The organism is Microcoleus sp. Z1_A1, from assembly GCF_036700305.1.
Taxonomy (GTDB): domain Bacteria; phylum Cyanobacteriota; class Cyanobacteriia; order Cyanobacteriales; family Microcoleaceae; genus Microcoleus.
The window spans coordinates 1-16,517 of the sequence record NZ_JAUBOR010000014.1 but is presented as its reverse complement, the minus strand read 5'-3'; the positions used below and the strand labels follow the sequence as shown (position 1 = coordinate 16,517).

Genomic DNA, 16,517 nt, shown 5'->3' with positions numbered 1-16,517 from the left:
TTAACCGCCGATCGATCTACAGAATGACAAACCAGGATTTAGTATTAATTCAGAGGTGCAAAACGCTTTAGCAAAGCTGACAAAGGAATCATTGGCAGTCCGAATCCGATACAAATTAAGCCTTGGATTGGGTTCAAAGCTTCAGTGTTGAATAACTGATTCATAATGCCCCATTGGCTAAACAGGAATTGGAGAATGAAAATAGCCCCAATGCCGATCGCCACAGCATACCCAACTGATTCATCTTTACCGCGTAGTTTGGCGACGATCGCCGGAACGAAGCGACTGATGCTTAACAGGTAAAAAGCTTCGGCCGCCACCAATGCTTGAATTGCCATCGTCCGGGCTAGAGCTTCATTACCTGTGGTTTGGACGATCCATTCAAACATCCCAAAGATCGCAATCCAGTTAAATACTGAAACTGTCAGAATGCGAGCCGTCAGCCTGCGAGACAGCAGCGGTTCATTTGCCGGTCGAGGTGGATGTTGCATGACATCGGGAGAGGGCGGCTCAAATGCCAACGGTAAGCTCAACGCCACTGAACTGACCATATTCAGCCAGAGAATTTGTACTGGCAAAATGGGTAGCGGGGTTGCCAGAAGTACGGCAATCAAGATGGTCATGGATTCTCCACCATTCACGGGCAGGATGAAGGCGATCGCCCGCAGCAGATTCTTATAAACCGTGCGCCCTTCCTCAACTGCTTTCTCGATCGAAGCAAAGTTGTCGTTTGTCAACAGCATATCCGCTGCTTCTTTTGTAACTTCGGTGCCTGTAATACCCATCGCTATCCCAATGTCAGCTTGCTTCAGGGCGGGAGCATCGTTAACTCCATCTCCAGTCATCGCCACAATCTCGCCCTTAGACTGAAGTGCTTCGACAATGCGGAGCTTTTGCTCTGGTGCGACACGAGCAAACACGCAGCTTTGTTCAACAGCATTGGCGAATTGCTGCTGATTCATTTGAGCGAGTTCTTGACCGGTAAAAACGGGAGCCTCTTGGGTTTGATTTAGTCCCATTTGGTGCGCGATCGCTGCTGCTGTTTTGGCATGATCGCCCGTAATCATCTTGACCTGAATTCCTGCAGATCGACAGGCTTGAATCGCTTGAATGGCTTCGGGGCGAGGCGGGTCGATCATGCCTTGCAACCCCAGAAAAGTTAACCCTTGCTCAATATCAGAATGGTCAATTGAAGATTGAGAAGCGGGTACAACTTTCTTGGCAAGTGCCAGAACTCGTAACCCTTTTTTCGCCATTCTGTCCACAGTTTCCTCGATCGGCGCGGCGTTGAGGGATCTCGCCTCTCCCTCTTCATCGAGCATCTGGTGACACCGCTTGAGAATTGCCTCGATCGAACCCTTGACATAAATCAACCGTTCTGGACGATCGTCATGTAAGGTTGCCATGTATTGAAACTGAGATTCAAACGGCAGTGTATCGAGCCTGGATAGCGATTCCTCCAGTTTCTCAGTAATTAACCCCGCTTTTTGGGCTACCGCAACCAGCGCCCCTTCCGTTGGACTACCGACTACAGTCCAGTTTCCATCTTGCACTTCTAGATGCGAATCGTTGCACAAAAGTCCTGCTTGCAGGCATTCATATAAGGCAGGTGCATTGGTTAAGTCAACGGAATGTCCATTTACAGAAATTTCCCCGTCTGGTGCATATCCTCCACCGCTAACCCGATATCGCTTTCCACCGGCATCGATCTCTTGAACAGTCATTTGATTCTCAGTCAAGGTTCCGGTTTTGTCAGAACAAATCACGGTGGTGCTCCCCAGCGTCTCAATTGCCGGAAGTTTGCGAATAATGGCGTGCTGCTTTGCCATCCGGGAAACCCCGATCGCCAGTGTCACCGTTAAAATCGCGGGTAAGCCTTCAGGAATTGCGCTGACGGCAAGCGCCACAGATGCCTTGAACACCTCAACCCAAGAAAATCTCTGGGCAATGCCTGCTGCAAAGGTGAAGGCAGCCAAAGCTAAAATGACATAGAGCAAGGTTTTGCTAAATTTGTCAATTTTGCGACTCAGTGGGGTTTCCAGTGTGGTACTTTGCTGCATGAGTTGGGAAATGTGTCCCGTCTCGGTCATGTCACCAATGCTGACGACGAGTCCGCGTCCTTGTCCAAACGTTACCAGGCTTCCTGTATACGCCATGTTCGTGCGATCGGCCAGTGCAGTGTCTGCCTCTAGCGCCTGGGATTGCTTCTGAACCGGGACAGATTCTCCCGTTAATCCTGACTCATCCACCTGTAAGTCACGGACTTCGATCAGCCGCAGATCCGCAGACACTTTATCCCCAGAAGACAGCAAGACGAGATCGCCAGGAACCAGTTCGCTGGAGGAAACCACTTGCTTTTGACCGTTGCGGAGAATGGTTGCCTCAGTTGCAACAGATTTTGCTAAAGCGGCGATCGCATTCTCTGCCTTTGACTCTTGAACGAAACCAATGGTGGCGTTCGTCAGAGCAACCCCCAAAATTACCCCTGAATCAATCCACTCTTTCAGAAATGCTGTTACTATCCCAGCAGCTAACAAAATGTAGATTAGTGGCTGATTCAGTTGCTGAAAAAATCGCAACCAGGCACTTTGCGGCTTCTGAGCCGTTAGTTGATTGGGGCCGAGGATTTCGCGCCGTTCGGCTGACACGTCGGAAGATAGACCTATTTCCAGGTCAGTCTCTAAAATCCGAGCCACTTTCTCGACAGAAATGTGATGCCAAGAGTGTTCTACTAATTTTTCTACATTGGTTGCAGTCATAACGTTTCTTGTCAAGCCAACTGCTTATCTGTTATTTCGTCTTGTTTCTAGCGTCATTGATGAAAGTGAGGGAAAAGTGAGCGACTGATTTCTGTTACTCACATTTGGATCACATTTGCTCCCTATACTTAGGCAGAGAACCGATTAAGATAACTTATAAACTTGCCAACCTTAGTTCACTCGATTTGATTTATTGTTACCTTTTATTAAAAGGGTTGTAAAAAGCATTACTTTTGATGGATGAACTATGGTACATTTACTTATACGAGTTCTCAAAAAAGTGAGGTATGCCCTATGCCCACGGAGGCCTATGCCCATGAGTACCTCATAGGAGAGCTCGAAAGGCTATATTGAGTTCAAATCCTCAAAGACTTCATGCTGAGGTTTATCGGCAAAATTGCGTTTCACAACAAACAAAACAAACAAACAAAGAATATGCAATTATTAAAGCTATTGGTGCAAGGAATCAGCGTCAGCACTGTTGCTATTTTGGGTTTAGGTGCTTGCACCTCCCCCAATACTCCACAGACAACTGTTCCATCTACTTCTGCTCCCACAACTGCCACTGGAAATACGACTGTTCCAACCACTCCAGCGCCTGCAACCACGACCGCACAGACGCCTCAAAATCAAGACATTGACGATATTGCCGATCGCGTAGAAGATGCCTTGGACTCCGATACCACCCTCAAGCCGTTCGATTTGGACGCAGACGATCGGGATAATTCGATTGTGTTAACAGGGCGCGTTCAAACGGCCGAACAAAAAGCATTGGCAGAACAAATTGCTCGGCAAACTGCAGCGAATGTTTCCATCACTAACGAAATCGTTACTCAGTAGTTATTAATCCTCAAGCGGCAAGAGTATGGGACGCTTCTTGGTGCTTGAGGAATTGCTCGATCCCAGCCAGGAAACCTATGGATTTGGCAACCTTATTTGACTGGATGCGATCGCAAAAATAAATAGGACGGGCTATCCGGCCCGTCCCACAAAAAAAAATAACTCTTGTGGGATGGGCCGGATAGCCCGTCCCATCAATTGATGAAAAGGATTTTTGCAAGAGGTCTACTGGATACGATCGCAATATTGAAACACTAAACTTATTCAACAATTTCGTAACGGACTAACTGGCGAACATTTTGACGTGATAACTGGAGTTCTTGCGCGATCGCTGCCTCTATCTGGGTTGCGTCAGTCATTGGCAATTCTAATTCCAATCGCTTCAAAATGGGTTCTGCTGTTTCTACCGCAACCTGGGTGGTTCCTTGTTTTCGGTTAATCACCGCGTTGATCAGCAATATATTGACAGACACCGTTGCTTTAAGCTGGGTATCTGCCTGAAGTTTATTCTTTACTATCTGGGGTTGTTGTAATTCTTGAGCCATTAGGAAACTAGAGCAAACCCAAAACGCGATCGCCACAAACGGCAATGGCAACCAAAACTCTGCGCCTGATGCTTTTAGCCAACGTTTAGTAACCTGCCACATAAATTTTTTACCCCACCCCAACCCTCCCCTTATCAAGGGGAGGGAGTAAGAAATTCACCAATGATTTAGGATTGCTATATTTGCACTTTAGTGGAGTTAGCGGTCTCCTGAAATCCTACTCAAGGACGATGCGTCAAATGTTTCAGTTCGATAGGCCCAATTAAAGAAAAATATGAGAATCTTACTTGTGGAGGACGACCCAAAGCAACTGATGCCGCTTCAAACAGTGCTGTCTCAAGCAGGACATAGCGTGGATGGGGTAAAAGATGGACAGACGGCACAGTGGCTGTTATCAGAAAAAGAATATGATTTGTTGATTTTGGACTGGATGTTGCCACATATCAGTGGGGTAAATCTCTGTCGTCAATATCGATCGGCAGGGAAAACAGCGCCGATTTTGATGATCACCGCAAGAGACACCACGCCGGAAAAAGTGACCGGGTTAGACGCAGGTGCAGATGATTACCTGGTGAAACCGATCGACTTGGTTGAATTCATGGCACGAGTGCGGGCCTTAAGACGGCGATCGCCCCTTTGGCAAGGAGATACGCTCAGCCTTGAGGATCTACACCTCCACCTCGATACTCTTACTGTTGAGCGACAAGGTGCAACCGTTTCCCTCTCCAGTCGCGAGTTTCAGTTGTTGGAGTATTTTATGCGTCATCCCCGGCAAGTTTTGACTCGGAATCAGATTGAACAAGGTGTGTGGGAATGGGGGACTGAACCAGAGAGCAATGCGATCACTGTTCTAATTCGCAAACTCCGCCAACGCTTGCAGGCTGTAGGATCGGCAGACTGGATTGAGAGCATTTACGGTATGGGTTATCGCCTCGCTTCCCCTCTCAAGTAAAGATCGTAAAGGCAAGCCGTGTTCAATGAAAGTCGTCGCAATTTGGCTCGTTGGTTCACCCTCTCAATGGGAAGCATTCTCGTGCTGTTTGCTGGGGCGATTTATCAGATTGAGGTAAAAGATAAACTAGAGGCGCTCGATCGACTGCTGTATGACAAAACTAGAGTCATGGCTGCCAGCGTACATTATGAAGTTCGCCAAAACCAGAACCAGGTCGATCTGAATCATGTTTCCTTGTTAGGCAGTGGTTCCCATCCCCTTGCTGAAGATCTGATTTACGTGCGCTGGTATAACGCACAAGGGCGGTTAGTTCGTTTTTTTGGGAATTCTCCTCCCCAGCAGTTAAATACGCCTTTTGGTTATCTCACAGTTCGATCGACCGATCCACTTTTGGGAAAAGGAATCTGGCTGCGTCAGGTGACATTACCCGTTGAAGGTAGAACAGGGGTACTCGGTTATCTTCAGGTTGCAACTCCCCTGACAGAAACTCAAAACAGGCTCACTGAGCTTCAGATTGTGCTAACTCTCGCTGTCCCGCTGACACTGGGCTTAATTGCCCTCACAGGTTGGTTTCTCAGTGGGCTGGCCATGCAACCGATTCGGCAAGCCTATCAGCAGCTTCAGCGCTTTACAGCCGATGCCTCTCACGAGTTGCGATCGCCCCTGTCTGCCATTCTCACTAATGCCCAGCTTGGGTTGCTGATCGCGGCTGATGATACACGTTACCATCCTCCCTTAGAAAACATTGTAGATAGCGCAAAATCCATGGGAGCCTTGGTGAATAATTTACTGCTGTTGGCTCGTCATCAGGGGCGACTTGCGCCGGAATCGCTCAAGTTAATCAATCTCAACGAGTTGCTGAGCAATTTAGCAACCCAGTTTCTCGCACTTGCAGAAGTCCAAAATATCAAACTAACCTGCGAATCACCGGCACAACGGATTGAATTATTGGCCGATCCTGATTTGCTGCGGCAAGTAGTCGAAAACTTGCTTTACAATGCCTGTAAATATACTCCTGTTGGCGGAACTGTAAAGATACGCTTAGTTCTTCATTCCCATTTGGCAGTCATTCAGATCATCGATACGGGAATCGGTATTCCAGAAGTGGACTTACCCTATATTTTCGATCGCTTCTATCGAGTAGACACCGATCGCTCGCAGGATAGTGGAGGCTTTGGGCTGGGGTTGGCGATCGTCGAACAAATTGTCAAGGCACACAGCGGACAAATACAGGTGACGAGTGAAGTGGGCAAAGGCTCAACTTTCCAGGTTGAACTGCCGCTCAAACCTTATCACTAAGCCGCCTCAAACGAGAGAGAAGGTGCACTCTGCTTTAGACGTAACTGCAATGTATGTGGTGTATTTGGATGAATGCCGATGAAGTTTAAACATGATTTCTGGGTTGGTTGGGCGCTAGGGGCGATCGTCCTGAGCTCTTGCTGGGACCAAACTACCTCACCAAGACAACAACCCGATATAAAACGTGAAATTTCACTGAAAGCAGTCCCGTTAGATAAAACAAAAGTTGTGATGGGACAAACCGTATATGTCCCTATTTACTCACATATTTATCACTACAATAGCAAGGATCAAGTCATGAATTTGTCAGCCACCCTCAGTATCCGCAATACGGATCTGACAAATTCGATTATTATTACTTCGGTGCGTTACTACGATAGCGATGGGAAATTGATTAGGCACGACATTAAGAGTCCAGTAGAACTCAAGCCCCTTGCTTCCACAGACTTTTTTATTGCAGCAGATGATACAAGTGGAGGCTCAGGTGCAAACTTTATTGTGGAGTGGGTTGCAGAAAAAACGGTTTACGATCCTGTCATTGAAGCTGTCATGATTAGTACCTCATCTTCTCAGGGTATTTCATTTATCAGTCCCGCTAAAGTTCTCAAGCAACACAAGATGCAGAAGTGATTTTAGAGGATTAAATTATTGCTTTATAAGGTAGGTTTAGACTCTTATAATGGGAGCATCTCATATTTGTAAAAACACTTATTCTGGTTTCTTCCTTCTTCATTCTGACTTGTTTCCTACTGGATCCTGACTCCTAATTCCAATTTCTAGCTTAGGAATGAGAATTAAATAACTTCCACAATAATAATTAAAATTGTAAGTTATTTAATTCGCGATCCTTAGCTGCACAAGCGAGATTATCCCATTTTTAATTTTTAACTTTGTATATCGCTATTTATTGCAAAATAAAACGATAGCATTAATGTGGAGACTACCCAACTGTTTTCTGTTAAGATTAGAGAGCTTGAGGGTGAATACTAAAAATATAAATGAGGACTTAGGGTATGCAAAAGCGACAATTGGGGACATCACAAATTCAGATTACCCCGATAATTATGGGGACTTGGCAAGCTGGGAAGCGGATGTGGGTGGGAATTGAGGATGCTGAAACTGTCAAAGCAATGCGCGCGGCTTTTGAGGCAGGTATTACCACCTTTGATACGGCTGAGGTTTACGGAGAAGGGCATTCGGAACAAATTATCGGTCAAGCACTTTCAGATGTGCGATCGCAAGTAGTTTATGCTAGCAAAGTTTTCGCCAACCACCTGAAACCCGATTTGTTAATCGAAGCGTGCGATCGATCCCTAAAAAACCTCAACACCGATTATATCGACCTTTACCAAATCCACTGGCCCGCTGGCAGTTGGAATTCCGAGTTAGTGCCAATTGCAGAAACAATGGACGCCCTGAATAAGTTAAAAGAACAGGGAAAAATTCGGGCGATCGGCGTTTCCAACTTCTCCCGCGCCCAAATAGAAGAAGCCGCCCAATACGGACGCATCGACAGCCTGCAACCGCCCTATTCTCTGTTTTGGCGCTGGGTAGAAAAAGATGTTATGTCCTATTGTGTTGACAATCATATCTCAATTATTGCTTATTCATCTCTAGCTCAAGGAATATTGACAGGTAAATTCGGGCCAGAACACAAGTTTGAAGAAGGCGACCACCGCGCCAAAAATAAGCTGTTCATCAAAGAAAATTACGACCGAGTGCAAACAGCATTAAATCAACTCAGGCCAATTGCCGATCGCCACCAGACAAGCTTGGGCAACTTAGCTTTAGCTTGGTTGATTTCCCAGCCACAAACAAATGCAATTGTCGGCGCGCGCGACGGGGAACAAGCAGCCGAAAATGCTAAAGCTGCTGAGGTAAAATTGAGTGAAGAGGAATTAAAAGAAATTGACGCGATCGGGCGAACAGTCACCGATCGTTTAGACGACAACCCCGTCATGTGGAATTTCTAAAACAGAACTGACGCAACTGGCATATATAGTAAGGTACCCCGGAACTCACGCCCAGATCACCATTCTCGCTTAACGGGCTAGAAGCCCATTCCACAAAGAGTGAATTTCTTGTGGAATGGGCTTCTAGCCCGTTCCTAAAAAGCTAATGAGGTATAATATCTACTGCGCTGTGGAAATATTCAAAAAGTTAAAATCAAAAATCAAAAATCCGCAATCTAAAATCGAATGAGTTACTGCCTAAACCCCAACTGTTCCAAGCCGCAAAATCCCCCCGCAGTCAAATTATGCAAACATTGCCGTTCAAAACTGCTGCTGCGCGATCGCTACCGGGCGATAAAGGCGATCGGACAAGGCGGTTTTGGTAGAACATTCCTCGCCGTTGACGAAGACAAACCCTCAAAACCTCGCTGCGTCATCAAACAATTTTTACCTGCAGAAACCCCACTCATCCCATCAGCAAGCAATCGCAACAGCAAAAAAGCCGCCGAACTTTTTGAACAAGAAGCAATGCGATTAGACGAGTTGGGAAAACACCCTCAAATTCCCGAACTATTAGCCTATTCTATCCAAGACAGCAGACAATATGTAGTCCAAGAATTTATCGACGGGCAAAATTTAGCACAAATTGTAGAAACAGAAGGCAGATTTACAGAAAATCAAATTCAAGACTTACTCAATAGCCTATTACCCGTCCTTCACTTCATCCATTCCCACAACGTTATTCACCGAGACATCAAACCCGGAAACATCATTCGCCGCGCCGACAAACAATTAGTCTTAGTAGACTTTGGCGCTGCCAAAATTGCTACAGGTACAGCATTACTCAAAACAGGAACCAGCATCGGCAGCCCCGAATACATCGCCCCCGAACAAGCTAGAGGCAAAGCATTTTTTACCAGCGATTTGTACAGTTTAGGCGTAACTTGTTTGTACTTGCTAACTCAAGTTTCCCCTTTTGACCTGTTTGATCCTGGTGAAGATTCCTGGATATGGCGACAGTATTTGGCTAACAACCCCGTGAGTGAACAACTCGGAAAAATTTTAGACAAAATGATTGCCAATGCTACCAACCGCCGCTATCAAACGGCTGTTGAAGTATTAAAAGAAATTAATCCCCAAGTTGCGATCGATCTAGCAATTCCTAAAACAAGTTCCAAGTTAGTTAAACCAGGAAAAACTCCCGCCCAGCCCCAACAGCAAACCTATAGCTGGCAATGTATTCACACCCTAACAGGCCACAAAAACTTAATTTACTCTGTGGCTTTCAGCCCCAACGGAGAAGTTGTAGCCAGCGGCAGCGATGACAAAACAATCAAGCTGTGGGGAGTTGAAGACGGGCAAGAAATTGTCACCCTCACAGGACACGCTAACTCAGTTTATACAGTAGCTTTCAGCCCTGACGGAAAGATGCTAGCCAGCAGCAGCCACGACAAAACTGTCAAACTTTGGCGGATGAAAGATGGGCAAGAAATTCGCACGTTTGTGGGTCACACTAACTCAGTTTACAGCGCAGCTTTCAGTCCCGATGGCGAAATTATTGCTAGCAGCAGTTGGGACAAAACAATCAAGATTTGGCGCGTCAAAGACGGGCAAGAAATTCGCACCCTTGCGGGTCACACCAACTTAGTTTATTTGGTTGCTTTTAGCCCGGATGGCGAAACTATTGCTAGTTGCAGTTGGGACAGAACCGTCAAAATTTGGCGAGTTAAAGATGGGAAGCTAATTCGCACACTTACAGGTCATACAGACTCCGTTCGCTGCATAGCTTTTAGTCCAAATGGAGAGTTTTTGGCTAGCGGTAGCCATGACAATACTATTAAAATTTGGTGGGTCAAAGATTGGCAAGAAGTTTTAACTATCACAGGACATTCTTGGTATGTTGATTCTATTGCTTTTAGTCCCGATGGCGAGATTCTGGCTAGCAGCAGCAATCAAACTATTAAAATTTGGCGAGTGAAAGACGGTCAAGAAATTTGTAATATTGCGGGTCACAATAACTCTGTCTATTCGGTTAATTTTAGCCCAGAAGGAGAGTTTATGGCTAGCGGCAGTAGTGACAAAAGTATTAAGATTTGGCAGAATACCATGTTTGTTTAATTACCCGCAATCAAAATTGTTTGTAGTCGGTGGGCGGGGGCAGGTTTATGATAATTGTGGGTTTTAGGCGATTATTGTTGGTGAACCTGCCCCTACAGGAATTATGGTCAATTCACCGGACACGATATGATTCAACCGTTCTCCCTTTCAATTTTTTGCCGCAACTCCCGAATGACTGTACTTGTAGGGCGATCGCGCGACATTTGCCAGCATTCCTCGACAATTTCTGATACATTAAAATTGGGAAAATAACGGCTAACTGAATTTTCGACATATCGATCGTTTTGCAAGTCGTAAATTCTGAGCTTATTTTTCTTAAACAGCCACACTTCAGGCACTTGATAAGGCAAGTAATCATCTAAATCCGTGTAGCTAGTTACGTCTACTTCGATTACTAGATCCGGCGGCGGTTCAACACCCCAAGCAATCCGATCTTTACCAATAATTGTCGCACAACTATCGATATAAAAACAATAATCTGGTTCAATTCCTCTTACCTCCGGCAAATCCATCGTAATTGGTGTAAAAGCTTCATAATCTCGCCCCAAGTAATCTAGGAAAACCATTGCCACCATTGCAATAATATGAGATTGTTTTCCGTGTACTGGTAAAGGGGACATTAATAAAATCTCTCCTGGTCGATATTTGATGCGCGGAATTGAACGATCGCCCAATTGTGCTACAAGTGATTGGTAATCCTGCCAGTTTGCGGGAAATTTTATAAGTGTTCCTGGGGGCAAATGAATTTTTTCTGGCGTGACAACTGCAAACATAAAACTTATACCTCCTGACTGAGGATGTGTGTTTTAAACAACTAAAAGCTATTATCAATCTATCTGCTTCACCACCTCCCAGGCCAACCCTAGCACCTCTGCAATTTGCTCATCCTTCAATCCCAACTGTCGTAATTTACCAACCATTTCAATTTTAACTTGATTCGTGCCATCCTGGTAGTCGGGAGTCGGAGGCTGACTTTTATCTGGGGTAGGAGTGGGTAGTTCTGAGCAGCCATTGATATAATTAATTGTATTGCTATCACCAAAATTAGTAGTGTTGCGATCGCCAAAATTTATATTCAGATTTAATTTCCGTTCTAGAACAGATTCCAGATTCCCTTTATCAACTGGTTCATCAAAAGCATTAGATAGCATTTGCAAAAGCTCGTAACCTACATCCTTAGCATGACCCGCCGTACACCCGTAAGTATCTGCAATATCAGAATACTTTTGTCGATTGAGTATTCCCTTGATAATTTTACGCTGCAAGTCATTTAGATGTTTGCCTGTCTTCGCACTGAGCACTTTATCTACAAATTGCAAGATATGGGCAGTGTCCATCAGTAGGGGGGTCGGAGAACTATAGTTAGTATACCCGACTTTATCCGTCTTTATCCGTCTTTATCCGCCTTGCATAGCGATTTTAGAAAGACCCGTCTTTTTCCGTCTTTTTTCGCTTTGCAGTTTTGAGCGATCGGTTTAAGATACGGAAGAGCAAAAAAGCAGCTTCGTTAGAAGATTGGAGACATATCATGAGCTTCGTGTACAGAGACATAACTGGGACTGGTACGGAAAGTGGGCAGTACGAGGTCTTGGTTAATGGAAGTGAAGTAGGCATTATTATTCGACAAGGCAGTTCGTGGCTAGTAGCTAAACCTAATAGTAATAACTACGAGAGTCAAACATTCCTCAACAAACAAGAGGCTGCCCAACATCTAGCAGACTTGGCTGAACTTAGTCGGGTCGAAGATGAAACTATTATGATTTATAAGGCACAAGAAGAAAATGAAATTGATAGGATTTATGTGGAACGAGAAGGAGTAGCTCATATGGAATGGTTGCTCTCCGAATTTGGAGAAGATGTATTTCCCGATCGTGATTAATTCATTGGCTGATTTTCAGTTTTCTGGCGATCGCACTTGCTTTTTTTACTGATAGGCGATCGCCCCTTACTTTTCTTATGGATAGGCGATCGATAAGGAGTGGGGATGCGATCGCACCTTTCTTTACCAAAAATCTAATTTTAAACAGAAGTACGATCGCCCTTCCTCCACCTCTTCAACAACTCCGGCGTCACCAACCCTTGCGGAAAAAATATCGTCCCCAAAACAATCAGCAATCCAAAAATAATTAACCGCCCATCCCGCAGAAATTGCGCCAACCAAATCGGCAATCCCTGAATAGTCGCCATCCCCCTCAAAACCTCCGGTAAAGCAGTAAACACCATCCCACCCAAAACTGCTCCCAGAAACGTTCTGCTACCACCAATCAACACAGAAGTCAAGTAAATAATACTAGCATCAAAAGTCCCTTGACGCGCGTTCCAAGTATTCAAAAAATGGGCACTAACTGCACCCACAACCCCAGCTAAAACAGCACCTAACGTGAAAGCCAAAACCTTATAAAAAGTTGGGTTAATGCCGATCGCATCAGCCGCCAACTCATCAGCCCGAATCGCCGCAAAAGCCCGCCCCACCCGAATCCGTTCCAGCCGATAGACAATCGCCATACTTACCAACAGCAAAGGTAGTACAATCCACAAATACTCGATCGGCGTCCCAAACGGTTGCGGAATCCCAAAAATGCCCACAGCCCCGCCAGTGATATCCAGATTCAGCGATAAAACCCGCAAAATTTCCACAAAAGCAATAGTTGCGATCGCCAAATAAATCCCACTCAACCGCAGCGCCGGAATTCCCACCAAAATCCCCAGCAACCCCGAAACAACCCCTGCAATTATCATCTCCACCAACAGCAATGGTAGAGGAAACAAACCCCCTGTCGGCTTAAACACCGTCGTAGACAAAATCGCCGCAATATACCCACCCAACGCATAAAAACCAGGGCTAGCCAAAGACAACTGTCCAGTCATTAAAGGCAAATATAGCGACATTCCCAACATTGCACCCAACAACATCGAGACAATCAAAAACCCGTAAGTAGTAAAAAATGCAGCCATGATTTTATTTTAAATAATAAAAATACTTAAATACCAACTTCATCTCAAATCCAGTCCCCTCATAATAATTCATTTCTCTCTTCTCTTTCTCTGCGTTCTCTGCGTCCTCTGCGGTTAAATCATTCCGATATAATTAGTTTCTTTAGGGGGCAATCCCCCGTGGCCGTTGGTGCGTGCGAAGCGTCGAACCATCGCCCCAATTTTAATCACCTAATTATCTCTTTTACACCTTTTGAATCAAACGCCGACCAAACAAACCCTGCGGTCTAACCAATAGCATAATAAACAATATGGCAAAAGCAACAGCATCCTTATAAGCCGAAAAATCTCCCGGCACAAAAGCCTCCACCAAACCAATGATAAACCCACCCAAAACTGCCCCAGGAATACTCCCCAACCCACCCAGCACAATCACCGCCAAACCCTTCAAACCAAAAGCAATACCAAAATACGGCCCAGCAATACTCACACTCGAACCCACCAAACTTCCCGCCAAACCAGCCAGAAAACTGCTCACAAAAAACGTCAAAACAATGTATCTATCAGTATCAATACCCAACAGACTAGAAGTAGTAGCATCTTCAGCCACAGCCTGCATTGCTTTGCCAAATTTAGTAAAATTTATTAAGTAAGTTAAGACAGCCACAATCGCAACTGATACCGCAAAAATTACTATTTGAACAGTCCGAATCGGAATTGGTTTATCCGCCGTCCCAAAGTTAATGGCAGCGGGCAAATAGCCGTAAGTGTTAGCAGGAAAAGTGTAAATTTCCGCCCCTACAAGATATTGGATAAGATTGGCGATCGCAACTGCCACACCCAAACTAGAAACCACCGTCAGCAGAGGATCAGAGAGTCGGCGGCGCAAAGGTAAAAAAGCAATTCGTTCAACAATTACTCCTACCAAACCAGCCATGACACTTCCCAAAATTAACGCCACAGCAAAAGGCAACTGCAGGGGAATTCGAGCATTAGCCCACAACCCATTAAAACCGAAAGTACCTCCCATCAGCGCATAGGTGAAATAAGCACCCAAAGTAAATACTGCACCGTGAGCAAAATTAATAATTCCCAGAATAGAAAACACCAGCGTGTATCCCAAGGCAAAAATAGCATACACGCTGCCGATCGACAAACCATTCAAAAATTGTTGCAAAAACAGAGTTAAGTCCATCACCAGTTAGAGATTCGGCATCAACATTAAATCATTCAAAAACAAACAGCATACAATTTTTACTCTGATTTCTGACTTCCCCCCAAAGGGGCAGCGGGGTTGACCTCAGACTCACACTCAATAACTCATCCGTGTATCCGTGTTAGAATCCGTGTAGTGCCTTCATTTCAAAAATTCAAACTTACCATTATTTCCATCAGCATCCATTTTTATCTGTGCCACATAAAACTCTTTCTGATTAATCTCACCTTCAGGCGTAAAAGAAATTTCCCCCAAAGGCGTATCGTACTGGCCACCCAACAACTGCTGATTCAAATTTGTACGCAACTCTGCCAATGGCTTTTCGCTAACCTTAGACTTAGCATTAATTGCCTTTAATGACTCAACAAAAACTTGTACACCAGTAAAAGCTTGAGCGCTAAACTGAGGCGGTTCTTTCTTGAATTGGGCGCGATAAGCATCACGAAAAGCCTTATTAATCTCATTCTGATATTCCGGGCTGTAGGCTTGGGCAATCAAAACCCCATCGCAAAGAGCCTTGCAAACAGGAAATACATTAGAAGTATTCAGACCGTTGCCCCCAATGATAACGCCTTTGTAACCCAACTCCCGCAATTGCTTAATTAAATTGCCTCCATCCGCGGCCAACCCAGAAATAATGATTAAATCCGGCTTGACATTTATCCCATTAGTGGCTTGAGATTGGAAATCTGTATCAGTAGTCAAGAATTTTTGGACTGTTGCCAATTCCAGTCCCATATCTTTAACCGTTGTCTGAAAAGTTTCAGTCTCAGATTTGCTAAAAGCATCATTCTGAGCAAAAAACACGGCTACTTTCTTAATATTGGGATTTTGCTTGAGGGCGGCTTTAACTGCATTTGGTGCTACCACGGCCACAGGCGCAGAGACTCGGGCCACATAATCGCCAATCTGGGGAATGCCTTTAGCCGTGTTGGAGGGGCCGAGTACGGGAACTTTTGCTCGATCGGCGATCGGAGCGGCACTAAAAGCTTGCTGTGACAGAGTTGGGCCCACAATACCAACCACCTGATCCTGATTGATCAGAGTATTGAAAGCATTGATCGTCCCTTGTTCGTCTCCACCGGTATCTTGGAACACCAGTCTAATCGGCGTCCCATCCACACCGCCCTTATCGTTGAAATACTTCTCAGCAATTTTCGCGCCAGCCACCTGTTCCTGACCCAGTAAAGCCACATTGCTAGTTTGCGCCACCCCAATACCTATAGATATAGTGTTGGAACTCCCCCCAGGCGAACCCTCTGGGGAAGCACCGGGAGATGGCGAAGTCGCCGGAGATACTGTAGTAGAGGTTTGGGGAGTGTTCGTCTGACTGCAAGAAGCCAGCAGCAGTGAAGCGCAGGTAATGAATAAGCCACTAGGGCGGGCTGTAGGTTTTTTCATAAGCGGGCGATCGAACATCTATATATAAAACAGCTACACGTAGAGATATTCTACCCATGCGCGGTAGATACTCCCCTCAAAAGTCCAATCTTGCCCAAAAAAAAGACCCCTTCCCGGAAAAAGGAGTCAGCCAGCGGAGGCAGGATCGGAAATCAGTAGCTCAAACCCTTGGTGTGTATAGTTTCCAAAAAAAGTCAAAAATATTTTCACAAAACGCTTGACAACTCTGGGGAGAGTTGATACATTAATAAAGCGCCAGAAGGGAAGCGGTTCAAACAACCGCGAACTAAAGGTAAAAAACTGAACCTAGAAAAAAGAATAGTTTGAAAGCTTAAAGCAATATTAACCTCGTCAAAAAATTAAGATTGAGAGTAAAGGCATCGCTGATACTCAATATCGCAAACAACGAGAAAAAAGTCAAGGGAAAAAAGCCAGCCTTTGTGCTGAGTAGAAAGAACTTGACCTAAGCCAAAAAAAACAATCCAACACGGAGAGTTTGAT

The 16,517-nt window shown here is 45.2% G+C and carries 15 protein-coding genes; 7 read left to right on the top strand and 8 right to left on the bottom strand.

Annotation, left to right across the window (positions count from 1 at the left end):
* Window positions 1–44: 44 nt before the first annotated feature.
* On the bottom strand, window positions 45–2,759 hold the full coding sequence (locus QT973_RS11570) for a cation-transporting P-type ATPase (protein WP_333053618.1): 2,715 nt from the start codon (window positions 2,757–2,759) through the stop codon (window positions 45–47).
* A 435-nt stretch (window positions 2,760–3,194) separates the two neighbouring features.
* Between QT973_RS11570 and QT973_RS11565 the strand changes: the two genes are divergently transcribed.
* Window positions 3,195–3,599: a BON domain-containing protein gene (locus QT973_RS11565; protein ID WP_333053619.1), complete on the top strand. Its 405-nt coding sequence runs from the start codon at window positions 3,195–3,197 to the stop codon at window positions 3,597–3,599.
* 260 nt (window positions 3,600–3,859) lie between these two features.
* Here QT973_RS11565 and QT973_RS11560 read toward each other — a convergent pair whose 3' ends face one another.
* Window positions 3,860–4,246, bottom strand: a complete 387-nt coding sequence (locus QT973_RS11560) for a hypothetical protein (protein WP_333053620.1) — start codon at window positions 4,244–4,246, stop codon at window positions 3,860–3,862.
* A gap of 172 nt (window positions 4,247–4,418) precedes the next feature.
* On the opposite strand from QT973_RS11560, the gene rppA reads away from it, so the two are divergent.
* The 5 genes from rppA (at window position 4,419) to QT973_RS11535 (ending at window position 10,465) form a co-directional block, all read left to right on the top strand.
* Window positions 4,419–5,096 (top strand): two-component system response regulator RppA, encoded by a 678-nt coding sequence (gene rppA, locus QT973_RS11555; RefSeq protein ID WP_333391354.1) that lies wholly within the window; start codon window positions 4,419–4,421, stop codon window positions 5,094–5,096.
* Window positions 5,097–5,114: 18 nt separating this feature from the next.
* Window positions 5,115–6,395, top strand: coding sequence for a HAMP domain-containing sensor histidine kinase (locus tag QT973_RS11550; RefSeq protein WP_333391352.1), 1,281 nt, complete (start codon window positions 5,115–5,117; stop codon window positions 6,393–6,395).
* A 78-nt stretch (window positions 6,396–6,473) separates the two neighbouring features.
* Window positions 6,474–7,025, top strand: coding sequence for a DUF3124 domain-containing protein (locus tag QT973_RS11545; RefSeq protein WP_333338360.1), 552 nt, complete (start codon window positions 6,474–6,476; stop codon window positions 7,023–7,025).
* A gap of 383 nt (window positions 7,026–7,408) precedes the next feature.
* Window positions 7,409–8,368, top strand: coding sequence for an aldo/keto reductase (locus QT973_RS11540; RefSeq protein WP_333260634.1), 960 nt, complete (start codon window positions 7,409–7,411; stop codon window positions 8,366–8,368).
* Window positions 8,369–8,593: 225 nt separating this feature from the next.
* A complete protein-coding gene (locus QT973_RS11535) occupies window positions 8,594–10,465 on the top strand; it encodes a serine/threonine-protein kinase (RefSeq protein ID WP_333053625.1) in 1,872 nt (623 codons plus the stop codon).
* Between the two features lie 131 nt (window positions 10,466–10,596).
* On the opposite strand, the gene QT973_RS11530 is transcribed toward QT973_RS11535, so the two are convergent.
* Complete coding sequence (locus QT973_RS11530; protein ID WP_333053626.1) at window positions 10,597–11,238, bottom strand: Uma2 family endonuclease; 642 nt, start codon at window positions 11,236–11,238, stop codon at window positions 10,597–10,599.
* A gap of 54 nt (window positions 11,239–11,292) precedes the next feature.
* Window positions 11,293–11,802, bottom strand: a complete 510-nt coding sequence (locus QT973_RS11525) for a hypothetical protein (RefSeq protein ID WP_333053627.1) — start codon at window positions 11,800–11,802, stop codon at window positions 11,293–11,295.
* Window positions 11,803–11,993: 191 nt separating this feature from the next.
* Between QT973_RS11525 and QT973_RS11520 the strand changes: the two genes are divergently transcribed.
* Window positions 11,994–12,344, top strand: coding sequence for a hypothetical protein (locus QT973_RS11520; protein WP_333053628.1), 351 nt, complete (start codon window positions 11,994–11,996; stop codon window positions 12,342–12,344).
* 1 nt (window position 12,345) lies between these two features.
* Here the strand turns inward: QT973_RS11520 and QT973_RS11515 are convergent, their stop codons facing one another.
* The 4 genes from QT973_RS11515 to QT973_RS11500 form a co-directional block, all read right to left on the bottom strand.
* Window positions 12,346–12,474 carry a hypothetical protein gene (locus QT973_RS11515; protein WP_333053629.1) on the bottom strand — a complete coding sequence of 43 codons (129 nt, stop codon included), beginning with the start codon at window positions 12,472–12,474 and terminating at the stop codon, window positions 12,346–12,348.
* 10 nt (window positions 12,475–12,484) lie between these two features.
* A complete protein-coding gene (locus tag QT973_RS11510; protein WP_333053630.1) occupies window positions 12,485–13,420 on the bottom strand; it encodes a branched-chain amino acid ABC transporter permease in 936 nt (311 codons plus the stop codon).
* Window positions 13,421–13,643: 223 nt separating this feature from the next.
* Complete coding sequence (locus QT973_RS11505) at window positions 13,644–14,594, bottom strand: branched-chain amino acid ABC transporter permease (RefSeq protein ID WP_333053637.1); 951 nt, start codon at window positions 14,592–14,594, stop codon at window positions 13,644–13,646.
* A 162-nt stretch (window positions 14,595–14,756) separates the two neighbouring features.
* Window positions 14,757–16,016, bottom strand: coding sequence for an ABC transporter substrate-binding protein (locus QT973_RS11500; protein ID WP_333053631.1), 1,260 nt, complete (start codon window positions 16,014–16,016; stop codon window positions 14,757–14,759).
* Window positions 16,017–16,517: the final 501 nt, after the last annotated feature.

What these genes read in the sequence shown, in the direction of transcription:
- QT973_RS11525 (WP_333053627.1), bottom strand. Translation starts at nt 11,802, where the DNA reads ATGGACACTGCCCATATCTTGCAATTTGTAGATAAAGTGCTCAGTGCG.
- rppA (WP_333391354.1), top strand. Translation starts at nt 4,419, where the DNA reads ATGAGAATCTTACTTGTGGAGGACGACCCAAAGCAACTGATGCCGCTT.
- QT973_RS11565 (WP_333053619.1), top strand. Translation starts at nt 3,195, where the DNA reads ATGCAATTATTAAAGCTATTGGTGCAAGGAATCAGCGTCAGCACTGTT.
- QT973_RS11510 (WP_333053630.1), bottom strand. Translation starts at nt 13,420, where the DNA reads ATGGCTGCATTTTTTACTACTTACGGGTTTTTGATTGTCTCGATGTTG.
- QT973_RS11560 (WP_333053620.1), bottom strand. Translation starts at nt 4,246, where the DNA reads ATGTGGCAGGTTACTAAACGTTGGCTAAAAGCATCAGGCGCAGAGTTT.
- QT973_RS11545 (WP_333338360.1), top strand. Translation starts at nt 6,474, where the DNA reads ATGAAGTTTAAACATGATTTCTGGGTTGGTTGGGCGCTAGGGGCGATC.
- QT973_RS11535 (WP_333053625.1), top strand. Translation starts at nt 8,594, where the DNA reads ATGAGTTACTGCCTAAACCCCAACTGTTCCAAGCCGCAAAATCCCCCC.
- QT973_RS11505 (WP_333053637.1), bottom strand. Translation starts at nt 14,594, where the DNA reads ATGGACTTAACTCTGTTTTTGCAACAATTTTTGAATGGTTTGTCGATC.
- QT973_RS11520 (WP_333053628.1), top strand. Translation starts at nt 11,994, where the DNA reads ATGAGCTTCGTGTACAGAGACATAACTGGGACTGGTACGGAAAGTGGG.
- QT973_RS11530 (WP_333053626.1), bottom strand. Translation starts at nt 11,238, where the DNA reads ATGTTTGCAGTTGTCACGCCAGAAAAAATTCATTTGCCCCCAGGAACA.
- QT973_RS11500 (WP_333053631.1), bottom strand. Translation starts at nt 16,016, where the DNA reads ATGAAAAAACCTACAGCCCGCCCTAGTGGCTTATTCATTACCTGCGCT.
- QT973_RS11570 (WP_333053618.1), bottom strand. Translation starts at nt 2,759, where the DNA reads ATGACTGCAACCAATGTAGAAAAATTAGTAGAACACTCTTGGCATCAC.
- QT973_RS11540 (WP_333260634.1), top strand. Translation starts at nt 7,409, where the DNA reads ATGCAAAAGCGACAATTGGGGACATCACAAATTCAGATTACCCCGATA.